The organism is Gracilibacillus ureilyticus, assembly GCF_900111195.1.
In the GTDB taxonomy this organism is placed as follows: Bacteria; Bacillota; Bacilli; order Bacillales; family Amphibacillaceae; genus Gracilibacillus; species Gracilibacillus ureilyticus.
In genome coordinates this window covers 86,209-100,162 of record NZ_FOGL01000016.1, presented here as the reverse complement: position 1 = coordinate 100,162, position 13,954 = coordinate 86,209, and the positions used below count along the sequence as shown (strand labels likewise).

The following is a 13,954-nucleotide window of genomic DNA, read 5'->3' as shown; positions in this document are numbered from 1 at the left end:
ATGTTAGTGAATTTAAATGACGTTTTGTATCAGGCGCTTGCACGGAAATGTGCGATTCCTGCATTTAACGTATTTGGTTATGAAGATGCCAAAGCTGTTATTGATGCAGCAGCAGAAATGGGTTCACCAGTTATTCTTGCAACGAATAAGGTAGCTATTCACCATATGCCGATAGAGGTAATTGGGGCAATGCTAGTAGAAATGGCGAAAAAAGCTGCTGTTCCGGTAGTTGTGCATCTTGATCATGGTCAGAATTATGAAACAGCTGCAAAGGCAATCGCAGCAGGTTACAGTTCTGTGATGTATGATGGTTCTGCTTTACCTTTTGAAGAAAATGTAAGGAATACAGCTGAGGTGGTGAAGTTAGGTCATGCCTTCGGAGTTTCTGTGGAAGGGGAGATAGGATCAGTAGGATATAGTGATTCAGCTACAGGAAATGATGGCACATTAACCGATCCGTATGAGGCAAAGGTTTTTGCTGAGAAAACGAAGGTCGATGCTTTAGCGGTAGCTGTTGGTACAACTCACAGGATGGAAACACAATCAGCTTCCATTGATTATCACTTAATGGAGGAGATCCAGAAGGTGGTTCCTGTCCCGCTTGTTATGCACGGTTCAACGGGACTCCCGGACAATGACTTACAGGAAATTGCGAAGATGAACTTTTGTAAAGTAAATATTGGTACAGCGATTCGGATGAGGTTCGGTAACAGCTTGCGAAAAGCAATTCATGACAAACCTGAAGTATTTGATCGTCTGGAATTATTTCAATCACCTATAAAGGAAGTAAAGCAGGAAGCTGTCAACAAAATCAGGCTGTTACACGCGAACCATTTAACCTGGGACGAAGATTGAATAGGGAGGAGATCTTGAGATGACAGAAGCACAAACATATAAACTGCAAAATTTTATTGGCGGAAGATGGATAGATATTGAAAGCGATCAGGAAGAGATCGTTTATAATCCTGCTACGGGCGAAGAATTGGCCAGGGTTCCGCTATCTGGGAAAGAAGATGTAGACAGGGCTGTTCAAGCGGCGAATAATGCGTTTGAATCATGGAAGGAAGTTCCTGTTCCGAAGAGAGCGAGAATCCTTTTTAAATACCAGCAATTATTAGTAGAACATTGGGATGAATTAGCAGAAATTATTACAAAGGAGAATGGCAAAAATCTAAAAGAAGCTCATGGAGAGATGCTTCGTGCGATTGAATGTGTAGAGTTTGCTTCAGGTGCCCCTACATTAATGATGGGTTCACAATTGCCTTCCATTGCAACAGGACTGGAGTCAGGCGTTTATCGCTATCCGATCGGAGTTGTAGGCGGGATTACTCCCTTTAATTTCCCGGGAATGGTTCCATGCTGGATGTTCCCGTTAGCGATTGTCGCTGGTAATACATTTATATTAAAGCCATCAGAAAAAACACCATTATTAGCCAATCGATTAGCAGAATTATTTACAGAAGCGGGATTGCCAAATGGTGTGCTCAATGTTGTCCATGGTGCTCATGATGTAGTAAACGGCTTATTGGATCATCAGGATATCAAAGCAATCTCTTTTGTTGGTTCCCAGCCGGTTGCTGAATATGTGTATAAAAGAGGGACAGCTAATCTGAAACGGGTGCAGGCATTGGCAGGTGCGAAAAATCATTCCATCGTTTTAAAAGATGCCAACATGGAAAATGCGGCAACTCAAATCTTAAATGCTTCCTTTGGCTCTGCTGGTGAAAGATGTATGGCATGTTCTGTCGTAGCGGTGGAAGAGGGTATCGCAGATCAGTTTATCGAATTATTAGTGAAAAAGGCTAATGAAATTACAATAGGAAGCGGGCTGGAAGAGAATGTTTTTTTAGGTCCAGTTATCCGTGATGAACACAAAAAAAGAACATTACAATATATAGAAACAGGGATAAAGGAAGGTGCGCAGTTAATCCGGGACGGCAGAGATGATCCAAAGAGTAAAGATCAAGGCTATTTTGTCGGACCAACTATTTTTGATCAGGTGACAAGCCAAATGAAAATCTGGCAGGATGAGATTTTTGCTCCCGTTTTATCAATTGCCAGAGTAAAAGACCTGGATGAAGCAATTGAATTAACTAATCAGTCCAGATTTGCGAACGGTGCATGCTTATTTACGAATAATGGCGGAAAAGTCCGTGACTTCCGGGAGAAAATTGATGCCGGAATGCTCGGTATCAATATTGGGGTCCCTGCACCAATGGCATTCTTCCCTTTCTCCGGCTGGAAGGATTCGTTTTATGGAGACCTTCATGCCAATGGAAAAGACGGTCTAGAGTTTTACACAAGAAAGAAAGTTGTGACATCACGCTGGGTATAAGAGTGAAGGTTGCCGGGAAGATCCGGCAGCCTTTTCATCAAATAGATTGAGGTGATTGGATGAAATTGACGACATCACAAGCGCTAATAAAATTTCTTAATCAGCAATATCTTGAGGTAGACGGTCAGGAAAATAAATTATTCAAGGGAATATTCACTATTTTCGGTCACGGAAATGTATTGGGCATTGGACAGGCGCTGGAGGAGGATAGTGGTGATCTAGAGGTGTACCAGGGGCGCAATGAACAAGGAATGGCCCATGCCGCTGCAGCATTTGCCAAACAGAAGCATCATCAGCAATTAATTGCCTGTACCGCATCTGTCGGTCCGGGTTCAGCTAATATGGTAACAGCTGCAGCCACTGCTACCGCTAATAATATACCGTTACTGTTAATACCAGGGGATACATTTGCTTCCCGTCAGCCAGATCCTGTGTTACAGCAAATCGAACAGGCGCATAACCCTACCTTATCAACCAATGATGCATTGAAGCCTGTGAGTAAATACTGGGACAGAATAACAAGGCCGGAACAATTGATGACAGCTCTTATCAATGCGATGCGAGTATTAACAAGGCAAGCGGAGACAGGGGCTGTAACGATTGCGATTCCCCAGGATGTACAAACGGAAGCGTATGATTATCCTGATTATTTTTTTAAAAAAAGAGTGCACCGATTCCCGCAGAGAAAGCCGGATGACTTTGAATTAGACAATGCAGTAAAGTTAATCAGGAAAAAACAAAAACCGCTTATCATCTGCGGTGGCGGTGTCCGGTACAGCCGTGCGGGGAAGTTGCTGGCTGATTTTGCGGAGAAATATAAAATCCCGTTTGCCGAAACACAGGCAGGAAAAAGTGCTGTCATTAGTGACCACCCGATGAATCTTGGAGGAATAGGTGTAACGGGTAATTTTGCTGCAAATCGAATCGCCAAGGAAGCGGATTTAATTATCGGGATCGGAACAAGGTTTACGGATTTCACTACATCTTCTAAAAATTTGTTTCAACATAGAGAGGCTGCTTTTATCTCGATAAATAATTCAGACTACCATGCTTCTAAATTAGATGCTCATAAATTAGTTGCTGATGCGAAGGTTGCCTTACAGGAGCTTGATCAGAAATTGGCACAACATCATTACCAAACAGCATATACAGATGAAATCGCAAGGATCAAATCGGAATGGCAGCAGGAAGTTCAGCGTCTGTCTAACATTCAGTATGGAGCTGACTTCACGCCGGAAATTGAAGGGCATCTTGATGATAGATTAGCAGAATATCAAAAAGCCTTGCAAACTGCTCTCACTCAAACACAAGCAATTGGTGTAATTAATGATCATATAGCAGAGGATGCCATTATTGTCGGGTCCTCAGGCAGTCTGCCGGGAGACCTTCAGAGAATGTGGAGAAACCGTAGTACGGATACTTATCATTTAGAATATGGCTATTCTTGTATGGGCTATGAAATCTCAGGGGCTTTCGGTGCCAAACTAGCTTCACCTGAACAGGAAGTCTATGCAATGACTGGGGATGGCAGCTATTTAATGCTCCATTCGGAATTAGTGACAAGTATCCAGGAGGGTCAGAAGATTAATGTACTGTTGTTTGACAATGCCGGATTTGGCTGTATCAATAATTTACAAATGGACCACGGAATGGGCAGTTTTGGGACAGAATTTCGCAAGAGGGATCAAAAGACACGCCAGCTTACCGGGGAGATTATTCCCATATCCTATGCAGAAAGCGCTGCTGCATATGGAGTCAAGACGTACACGGCGACTTCAGTGGAAGAGTTAATTGCTGCTTTACAGGATGCGAAGAAACAATCCTGCTCTACATTAATTGATATGAAAGTTTTACCTAAAACGATGACACATGGCTATGATTCCTGGTGGAATGTAGGTGTGGCAGAAGTTGCGAAAAATCCGGAAATCGAGCGATCATCGAAAGAAAGAAAAGAGAAATTAGCATCTGCCAGAAAGTATTAAAGGAGGAGAGGGAAAATGTTTGATAAGGAGGCTGTGCAATTGGGGATTGCCCCAATCGGCTGGACGAATGATGATATGCCGGAACTGGGCGGGGAGATAACGTTTGAGCAATGTATCAGTGAGATGGCATTAGCAGGATTTACAGGAACGGAAATCGGCAACAAATATCCCAAGGATAGCAATGAATTAAAAAAAGCCCTTAAGTTAAGGGGATTGCAAATTGCAAGTGCCTGGTTCAGCTCTTATCTAACGACAAAGCCTTATGAAGAAACAGAAAAGGAGTTTATCAAGCATCGTGATTTTCTCCATGAAATGGGAGCAGAAGTCATCGTTATTTCTGAACAAGGAAAAAGTATTCAAGGCGAAATGGATACACCTTTATTTAGCAGCAAACCAATATTCTCCGACAAAGAATGGTCTGATTTAGCTGATGGATTAAATAAACTGGGAGAGTTAGCTGTGCAAAAAGGGATGAAACTGGTGTATCACCACCATATGGGGACGGGCGTACAGACATCAACAGAAATCGACCGACTGATGAAAGCGACAGAGGAAGAACTTGTATATTTATTGTTTGATACAGGTCACCTATATTTTTCTGGTGATGATCCGCTTTATATATTAGAAAAGTATCTCGAGCGTATTAAGCATGTCCATTTAAAAGATGTCAGAGATCATATTGCTGATCGTGTAAGGAAAGAAAATTGGAGCTTTTTAGAAGCGGTTAAGCATGGTGTATTTACTGTGCCGGGGGACGGCGGGTATGATTTCTCACCGGTTTTTGACATACTGTCACAGTCCGGCTATCAAGGATGGCTGTTAGTCGAGGCAGAACAGGACCCGATGAAAGCAAATCCTTTGGAGCATGCATTAATCGCTAGAAAATATTTGCGCGATAAAGCGGGTCTTTAATATTTGTTCACTGGAAAGATTATGGAAAAGAACAATGTTGGACAAATGATTACAATGTTATTTTATCAGGGAAATATGATAAAATAGGATTGTAATTTTCTTTGTAAAGATTATTTTATTTTAGGTCATATGGACGACGGAAGTAGGTGAGGAAAGTGAAGATTACAATTTATGATGTCGCAGAAAAAGCCGGAGTATCGATAGCAACTGTCTCTAAAGTTATTAATAACACGGGAAATATGCGGGACACTACGAGACAGAAGGTAATGAAAGTGATGGAAGAATTAAATTACTTTCCGAGCGTCATGGCTTCTGCCTTAACTGGTAAGAAAACACAAACGCTTGGTTTGCTGGTGCCTGATATATCGAATCCTTTCTTTTCCGAAATGGCTAGAACAATCGAGGACAGAGCCCATGAAAGAGGGCTTAGTGTAATTATGTGCAGTACGGACGAAGATGAAGAAAAGGAAAAAAAGTATTTGGAACTGTTGCGCAGAAAGCAAGTGGATGGCTTTATCATTGCATCTTCCTTTCATGAGAAAAAACTGTTAGAAGATATTAAAAGTGCAGGTATACCATTGGTCATGCTGACACAGGATGCAGGTTCACTGGGAGTTACCTCCGTCTCTGTCGATGATTTCACAGGCGGTTATGAAGCTACTTCTCATCTATTATCATTAGGTCACCAGAATATAGTGATTATTACAGAGCAGAGGTTAAGCAGTAAAATGAGATTGTACGGCTTCCGGGAAGCATATGAAACTTATGGTTATAACTATGATGAGAGCATGGTGTATCAAACGGTAGCTTCGATCGAGAATGGGAAGACATGCTTAGAAGAGATCCTGAAGAGAAGCGACCAGCCAACTGCTGTTTTTGCTTGCAATGATTTAATTGCTATCGGTGTGATTCAAGGGGCAAGAGAGCAAGGTATCAGGATTCCGCAGGACCTTTCCATTGTCGGCTTTGATAATACGATTCTGGCAACAACGACAGTGCCTTCTCTCACTACAGTTGCTCAGCCTGTTAATGAAATGGGTAAAAAGGTTGTTGATGTGATTGTTAGCAATATTAATAAAGAGGAAGAGAATGCAGAGCGTATATTATTTAAGCCGAAGCTGATTGTAAGAGATACATCAGCCCGTCTTACAAGTAAATAATTTTGTTGCGCTTAGAAAATTAAACGCTTAACTAAATTGATCGAAATATGAGGAAGCAGTGCAGGACGGCATTGTTCTCCTTTTTTCTTTGGAAAAATAAAGGTAATGCGGAATGATGCAAAGTCTTATAATAATAAGTGTTCACACAAAAAGTTTAAAAAATACTTGTGTTCAGCTAGAATAATTGATAAAATGCAAATTAAGAAAGCGCTTAACTAAATCGTGGCATGAGAAGGGGAGCGATATTTTTTTAAGTAAAAAAGAAAGCCCTTACAAAAGGGGAATAATTTTACAAAGGGAGAGGTTAAGTGTGAAAAAAGCGTTCTTATCAGTATTCATTTTGTTGACAGTCATTTTAACGGCATGTTCAGGCGATAGTGAATCTCAGTCGGGATCTGAAGGTGAAGCAGGGTCTAATGAGGAAAAGATGCAGTTTTACGTTTCTGGTGATACTGTAGAAGGTTCTGCCTTAACGAAAATGTCTGAAAAATATACAGAAGAGACAGGTATTGAAATTGAAGTGGTCGATGTTCCGTATGAGGATATGGTAACGAAAATAACGAATATGATGCGTGCAGAAGAACCACCGGCATTAGCACGTGTCACCGGCTTCAATCCTGCATGGAACGGAAAGTTAATGGACTTAACAGAGATTGCCGAAAAGAATAATGTCATGACAGATATGGGGATTACAGTTGATGATAAATTAGTCGCACCACCACTGGATCTGACGGCAGTAGGTATGTTTATCAATAAATCATTATTCGAGGAAGCGGGAGTGTCATATCCGGAGAATGAAGAGGATATATGGACATGGGAAGAATTTCTGAATGCAATAAATACAGTAGTGGAAAAAACGGATGCACAGTACGGTATGGTTATGGATAATTCGGAACATAGACTAAATGCCTTTTTATATCAGCATGGAAGTAAAGGATTTTACCAAGATGGAGATGAATATACGACAAACGATGAAACAAAAGATGCACTACAGCGGTTTATCGATATGAATGATAATACGATCATGCCAAAAGCAGTTTGGACAGCAGGTGAGGATGCTTCATCGATGTTTAAGAGTGGAAGAGTTGCAGCATATATGTCAGGATCATGGCAAATAACAGACTTCGCCTCCAACATTAAAGACTTTGAGTGGGAGTCTGTATATATGCCGTATGAAGATGTAAGGGCTACCAATTTAGGTGGTAACTATCTTGTTGGATTTGAAGGGTCTGGTCAGGAAGAACAGGCAAAAGAATTTATTGACTGGTTATACCAGAAAGAAAATTATGAAGAACTGGCGACATATGGCGGTTATTTACCAGTTACAGAGAATGCAGAAGTGGAATATGAATTAGCGCCAGAGGCATATCAGATTTACCAAAACGAGATAGCAGCATCTGATCCGATTGCAAGCCAGCAGCGTAATGAATTAGTCAGGAAGCAGTTAGTTTCCCAAAGAAGTCTTGGTACAGCTTTAGCAGATGAAGTGATGAAGGCTTTAAATGAGGAGATTACGATTGATGAAGCAATTGAGAATGTAAAAAAATCAATGACAGACGCCTATGTTGAATAAAAAAATAACAGCGGTCATGTAATTGGCCGCTGTTAGAAGAAAAACAGCGATGAAGGAGGGGGATGAATTAAATGAAAGATACCAACAGAAAATGGGCATTTTTATTTATCGTCACAAACTTAGTGTTGTTTTTACTTTTCTTTGCATGGCCTGCGATACTCGGTGTCTATTATTCTCTGACGGAATATAACGGAAACGAAGCAACTTTTATCGGTTTGGAAAATTATATCAGTCTGTTTCAGGATTCCAGTTTCTATAAGGCACTGTCACGGACATTTATATATACAGCAGTAGGGGTTCCATTAGTCTATATCACCTCATTATTTGTATCCGTTATGCTTACTACGAAACATACAAAAGGCAAAAATGTTGCCAAAATTATTTTCTTCTTCCCATGGCTGGTTTCTCCTATTGTAGTTGGTGTACTTTGGAGATGGATGTTCGGTGAAAGTTTCGGCTTCATTAACTATGTAATTCAGTTAATTGGAGGAGATCCGGTTCCGTGGTCTTCCAATGGTAATTTTGCTTTCTTAGTTGTACTGTTTGCAACAGCTTGGGGAGGAACAGCATTTAATATGCTTATCTTTATCGGGGCATTAATCAGTATCCCTAAATCACTATATGAAGCAGCTGATGTGGACGGCGGTTCCGGATGGCAGAAATTTTGGCACATCACCCTGCCTTCACTTAGATCTACATCATTCTTAGTTATTTTATTAGCGGTATTTAATCTGATGAAAGAGTTTCCTATGGTTCAGGCTTTAACAAATGGCGGTCCTGGAACGGATACAACTTTTATAGTCCAGTATATTTACCAGACAGGTTTTGACCAGATGAGGATTGGATATGCAAGTGCTGCCTCCATGGTGCTTTTTGTGATTCTGCTGGTATTCGCGTTATTGCAATTTAGATTTGCAAAAGGGGGAAGGGTAAATGAATAGTAAATTAACGGATAGATTTGCAACAGTCATGCTTACAACAGCCCTGTATATCGTTGCTTTTATGTACCTTTTCCCTATATTGTGGTTATTACTAAGTTCCCTTAAACCAGGAAGTGAGTTATTTTCATACCCGCTGACCATTTTTCCGGAAAATCCTACTGTAGAGGGGTTTGAATATTCATGGGCGACAATGGAATTTATCAAGTACTTTGTTAATACATTGATTGTGGCAGTAGGTACTACTGTATTGACAATTATAGCAAGCGCAACTTGCGGCTTTGCTTTAGCTAAATACAGTTATAAATGGCTGAATGTCTTTTTGATCTGTATGCTGGCAACGACGATGTTACCGACAGAGGTTATTATGACCCCTACTTTCCAGGTAATCTTAGATCTTGGACTTTATGACAGTTTAGCAGGTTTAATTATTCCTTCGATTAATACAGCCACAGGTATATTTATGTTCCGGCAGTATTTTATGACAGTGCCTAACGATTTGTTGGAATCTGCCAGAATTGACGGGGCAAGTGAAGGGAAAATATTTTTCCAGTTGATGCTTCCTATTGCTAAGCCTGTAGTAATTACTTTAGCAATCTTCTCTTTTCAATGGAGATGGAATGATTATATCTGGCCATTAATTGTGTTAAGTGACCCGAATAAATATACGGTCCAAATCGCATTACGCAGTATTATTGGTGCAGATAATATCGATTGGGTGTTATTACTATCCTCTTCCATTATATCGTTAGTTCCGATGATCATTATTTTCATCGTCTTCCAGCGCTATATCATGGATACAAGTGCGACATCCGGTTTGAAGGGATAAGGATGAGGAGAGTGTATTGTCCAAAGGGGAGGGATTACAATTGAACGGGTATAACAGTCTTCTAGTGAAAAATGATGAAATGACAATGATGCATTTTGAACATCAGGTGAAGGATAAAGGCAGCAGGTACTTCGGTGGTATTATTAATCAAAATACAGGCATACCAAGCCCGAGTCACACCGGTACTGGCAGTGTGATTGGGAGTTGGGTATGCTCTTATGTGAATAAGGATTCTGCCTATTTTGAAAATGAGGAACTAGCAGAAAGAATAGAAATGGCGCTCGATTATATGTTAAATAAGCAGCATAATGATGGAACGATTTCGCCGGGCTGGACAAATTACCACTCCCCACCAGACACAGCCTTCATTGTTACTGGTTTTGCACAGATATACTCGCTGCTGAAAAAGAACAAAAAGGAAAGCTTTGCAGATAAAGTAGCATTATTTCTAAAAAGAACGATTCCTGCTATGTTAACAGGTGGATGCCATACGCCAAACCACCGGTGGGTACTGGCTTCTGCACTGGCGCATTTATATAATATATTCGGTAATCTGGAGTTAAAGCAAAGGGCAGAAGAATGGCTGCTGGAAGGAATGGATATGACTGAGGACGGGGAATGGACTGAAAGAAGCAATGGAATCTACAACTCTGTCAGTAATATTTGTTTATATCATACGGCTTCCCTTTTGGGAAAAACAGAGCTTTATGGGTATATAAGGAAAAACCTCGATATGATGATGTATCTCGTCCACCCTGATGGAGAAGTTGTCACAGATTACTCTGGCAGGCAGGATTTAGGGAACAGGTTTGACCTTTCACCATATCATTTGATTTACCGGTTAATGGCATATAAAGATACAAACCCGCAATACATGTCGATGGCAGATTTGGCTCTGGAGAATATGGAAGATACAGGTCCTGTAAATAATCATATGATGCTAGGCTATCTGTATTTTCCTTTTATAAAGGAAGAAAATATTGACAGAGCGGAACTGCCTAAGGAATATGAAGTGTTCATTAATGAGAAATACCAGGTCAAAGAAAATATGAACAAAATGGAAGCTGTAGGGCACTATTCGAGAATAGAACACAGTAGTATGCACACATCATTTGGTGCACAAACGGTACGATATCGTAATAAGGATATTAGTGCAACAATTATGGGGATGAATTCATCGATTTTCTCATTACGCCACGGAAAAATAAAGCTACTCGGAACACAGATATATACCAGCTTTTCACCAGGTGTAGTTGAATTTGATTCTATTAAGAAAATAGATGGCGGGTACCGATTATCCGCAGTTTTAGAAAAGGGATATACAGGCCCGCTTCCACCATTGGATAACAGCAAACCGAATAATACAAGTATATGGTATCTCCTTCCGCATCAGTTAAGAGAATCTACACATAAACAAACCTTTCACATATGGGTAGATATTTTAAGGAAAGAGAAAGACTGGTCCATTCATATTCAAACAGATGAATTGGAGGATGTGTTTACACAGGTGGTTTTTGTGTTTGATGAGAATATCGCCAGTAAGGGAGAAGGAATAGAGAATTTGAATGAAGGAAATTACTTTTGGAAAGAAGGCAAGCTGGATATTCAACAGGAGAAAAATAAAATGACACTCTTGGCAGGCGAATATGAACATTGGCAGAAATCCTTAGGAAATAAAAATACAGGCAACAATCTAGCATTTTACCGGGTAAATCTTCTCTCACCAATTGATAAAAAGTTCAGCATATCTATCTCTTAATTTTTTTTTGGGGGGGATATTTATAGCTGATGAAAATCCCAATCAGCATCACAGCTAATTGGGATTATTGCCAGTTCTACTGACTAATCTCTTTATATTTAGTAATCGGAAACTTTTTAATCAGCCAATTGAATAAAACATAAAACAGAAATATATTCATAAAAAATCCTATAATGTTCATATCCCAGTTCGTCAATCTGAACGAAAGTAAATTGGGAAGCATAAAGTTCGCTCCACTTTCACTATATAAAGAAAAATACGGAAAAGGAAGTCCATAAGTGTAAATATATGTTGAGGCGTGAAACTGCTCAGGAACCATATCCGGGACTACTGCTGATAAAAGAATCATGGAAAGAGCTGAAATGCCGAGAATGGGGAGGTTCACATCTTTACCCCAGCCCTTCTTTTTATAGATGGCAAAAACAGAGACAAATACACCAATTATCGCGATCCAGCCATATTTGTAAGGATCCACTCCGAAAAATAATAAGCCGATCGGTATTACTATGCCAAGAACCGCAAACAGTACAATAAACAGACAAATGAACCGCAGAAATTCCAATGTTATTTTCACTTCTAACGCCCCCCTTGTTTTCTTATTTCCATTATATCACAAAACTGGATTTACCAAATGACCAATTCGATAATAAATATACGAACAATACTGTTAAGAGGTTTCGTAATGGATAAATATGGTATGATTAATTGCGACGGACAACAGTGAGGTGAATGGATAGTGGAAATGTTCTCAAGTGACAAGAACCAACACCGATATATTAGTAATGAACTGCCTAAATGGGCGATAGCTGCACATATTGCGCTGATTATATTTCTGACGCTTTTCGGCTTAGCTGGTATTATATTTTCCATTTATATTGGGGCGGAGAGTGGGATCGTGTATTTTCTTTTCCTGTTAATTGCGGGGATACTCATAATCTCGTTAGCTATTTTTGCCTATAAAAATCTTAGAAAATATCTGGATAATGCGATTAATATCCAGCTTCGTGAGGATGGCTACTTTTACCGGTATCATAACAAGAAAGAGAACAGAACAGGGGAGATTCTATTACCATATGAAACTATTGATTATGTGCTGATCGGAAAAAGTGCGAACACGACATACCGTACAACATATTCCTCTTTTATTGGGATGAGGCATAAACTTTCCTGGATGGTTAGTGCAAGATTTATGATTAAAGGGGAAGATAAAATTCTCGACTTTACAAGTTCGAATCAGCAATTTATTGATGACTGGATCCGCGTTTTTCAGGAGAAGCATGTTCCTCTTTTTCATACAGAATGTGGTGTGAAAGTAACACCAAATACACCAGAGGCAATCGAAGCGATCCCTAAACAGAAGTATGCAGGAAAATTGGCATTCCAACCTGGTGAGATGATGGATGAACTCGATTTTGATGATGAATTTTTAACAGAACAACAAAAACAACTCACCCAGAAACGCAATAATAAGAAAAAATATGCCGGTATTGTTTTGGGACTTGTCCATATCCCGCTTGTTATGCTCGTATTTCCACAGTTTCCGGTAGAAGACGGAACTTTCGCTTCTGAAAGTGACATGCTGCCATGGATAGTTACACTTCTAGCACTTTATTTCTTCAATTTTAGGAAAATTAAATGGTATCAGCCATTGCTGGATAGTCTGATATTAGTTCTCTGTATCAGCATCGCAGCAATAGTAACACCGGGTGTAACAGAAGAATTTAAAGATGCAGTATTCTTCTACATGTATACTGTGATTGCATTCTTTCTAGTCGGTAAGTACTTCTTCATGATTTTCAAATGGGTAAGGAAAAAATTATAGGATAGCACGGGGGCGAACTGAGCCCCTTTATTTTTTGATAACAGACAGTGAACCATTCGTTTCAAGGATAACCTGCTTAATTTGACTCATATCATCTTCGCCGCTCTCTCTGACAGCCTGCATGATTTCCTCTTTTTGTACCCGTTCTTTTTCCAATGCTTTGGTCAAAAACTTATCTTCATAATATAAAAGGGCTGGTTCGGACTTAATGAACTTATTCAGGAACGGAATTTTCACAGCAAAATTGGAGACCAAGTATTGCAGAAATAAAACGATCAGGATGCTGACAAATCCGTCAGAAACGGTAACTTTACTGTTTGTCAGTGTGGATGCAAGTATGGAACCGAGAGCAATCGTCACAATGAAATCGAATGCATTCAGTTTTGCCAGGCTCCTTTTTCCGAATATCTTTAATGCAAGGATAATAAAGATGTAAACACAGACACCTTTAATCAGGATATTCAGTAAGGTGTTATAGTCGCTGAAAAGCATAGAATATCTCCTCCTCAAGAGACCTTTTTTCTTCCATTCCCTGATACAGAGTAATCTACACTTAAGTGGATAGTTGTCGCTGCTTTTTATACTCAACATGAGATTATTACACTTCTGATAAAATGGAAGGAAAGGTCTAGGCTGCTAGATGT

At 39.9% G+C, this 13,954-nt stretch carries 12 protein-coding genes; 10 read left to right on the top strand and 2 right to left on the bottom strand.

Annotation, left to right across the window (positions count from 1 at the left end):
* From BMW36_RS15030 to BMW36_RS14990, 9 genes are all read left to right on the top strand, one after another.
* On the top strand, positions 1-855 hold the full coding sequence (locus tag BMW36_RS15030; protein WP_089742577.1) for a class II fructose-bisphosphate aldolase: 855 nt from the start codon (positions 1-3) through the stop codon (positions 853-855).
* A gap of 19 nt (positions 856-874) precedes the next feature.
* Entirely contained in the window at positions 875-2,335 is a 1,461-nt protein-coding gene (locus BMW36_RS15025) for a CoA-acylating methylmalonate-semialdehyde dehydrogenase (protein WP_089742576.1), read from the top strand.
* 59 nt (positions 2,336-2,394) lie between these two features.
* Entirely contained in the window at positions 2,395-4,317 is a 1,923-nt protein-coding gene (iolD, locus tag BMW36_RS15020) for a 3D-(3,5/4)-trihydroxycyclohexane-1,2-dione acylhydrolase (decyclizing) (RefSeq protein ID WP_089742573.1), read from the top strand.
* A 15-nt stretch (positions 4,318-4,332) separates the two neighbouring features.
* Positions 4,333-5,229, top strand: coding sequence for a myo-inosose-2 dehydratase (gene iolE, locus BMW36_RS15015; protein WP_089742571.1), 897 nt, complete (start codon positions 4,333-4,335; stop codon positions 5,227-5,229).
* Between the two features lie 155 nt (positions 5,230-5,384).
* Positions 5,385-6,389, top strand: coding sequence for a LacI family DNA-binding transcriptional regulator (locus tag BMW36_RS15010; protein ID WP_089742569.1), 1,005 nt, complete (start codon positions 5,385-5,387; stop codon positions 6,387-6,389).
* 310 nt (positions 6,390-6,699) lie between these two features.
* Positions 6,700-7,962, top strand: a complete 1,263-nt coding sequence (locus BMW36_RS15005) for an ABC transporter substrate-binding protein (RefSeq protein ID WP_089742567.1) — start codon at positions 6,700-6,702, stop codon at positions 7,960-7,962.
* A 71-nt stretch (positions 7,963-8,033) separates the two neighbouring features.
* Positions 8,034-8,903, top strand: a complete 870-nt coding sequence (locus tag BMW36_RS15000) for a carbohydrate ABC transporter permease (protein WP_089742565.1) — start codon at positions 8,034-8,036, stop codon at positions 8,901-8,903.
* Entirely contained in the window at positions 8,896-9,729 is an 834-nt protein-coding gene (locus tag BMW36_RS14995) for a carbohydrate ABC transporter permease (protein WP_089742562.1), read from the top strand. Before BMW36_RS15000 ends, BMW36_RS14995 begins: the two co-directional genes overlap by 8 nt.
* A gap of 40 nt (positions 9,730-9,769) precedes the next feature.
* Complete coding sequence (locus BMW36_RS14990) at positions 9,770-11,488, top strand: hypothetical protein (protein WP_089742621.1); 1,719 nt, start codon at positions 9,770-9,772, stop codon at positions 11,486-11,488.
* Between the two features lie 76 nt (positions 11,489-11,564).
* Here the strand turns inward: BMW36_RS14990 and BMW36_RS14985 are convergent, their stop codons facing one another.
* Positions 11,565-12,062 (bottom strand): hypothetical protein, encoded by a 498-nt coding sequence (locus BMW36_RS14985; protein WP_089742560.1) that lies wholly within the window; start codon positions 12,060-12,062, stop codon positions 11,565-11,567.
* A gap of 162 nt (positions 12,063-12,224) precedes the next feature.
* Between BMW36_RS14985 and BMW36_RS14980 the strand changes: the two genes are divergently transcribed.
* Entirely contained in the window at positions 12,225-13,310 is a 1,086-nt protein-coding gene (locus BMW36_RS14980; RefSeq protein ID WP_089742558.1) for a hypothetical protein, read from the top strand.
* A gap of 27 nt (positions 13,311-13,337) precedes the next feature.
* On the opposite strand, the gene BMW36_RS14975 is transcribed toward BMW36_RS14980, so the two are convergent.
* On the bottom strand, positions 13,338-13,802 hold the full coding sequence (locus tag BMW36_RS14975) for a DUF421 domain-containing protein (protein ID WP_175480485.1): 465 nt from the start codon (positions 13,800-13,802) through the stop codon (positions 13,338-13,340).
* Positions 13,803-13,954: the final 152 nt, after the last annotated feature.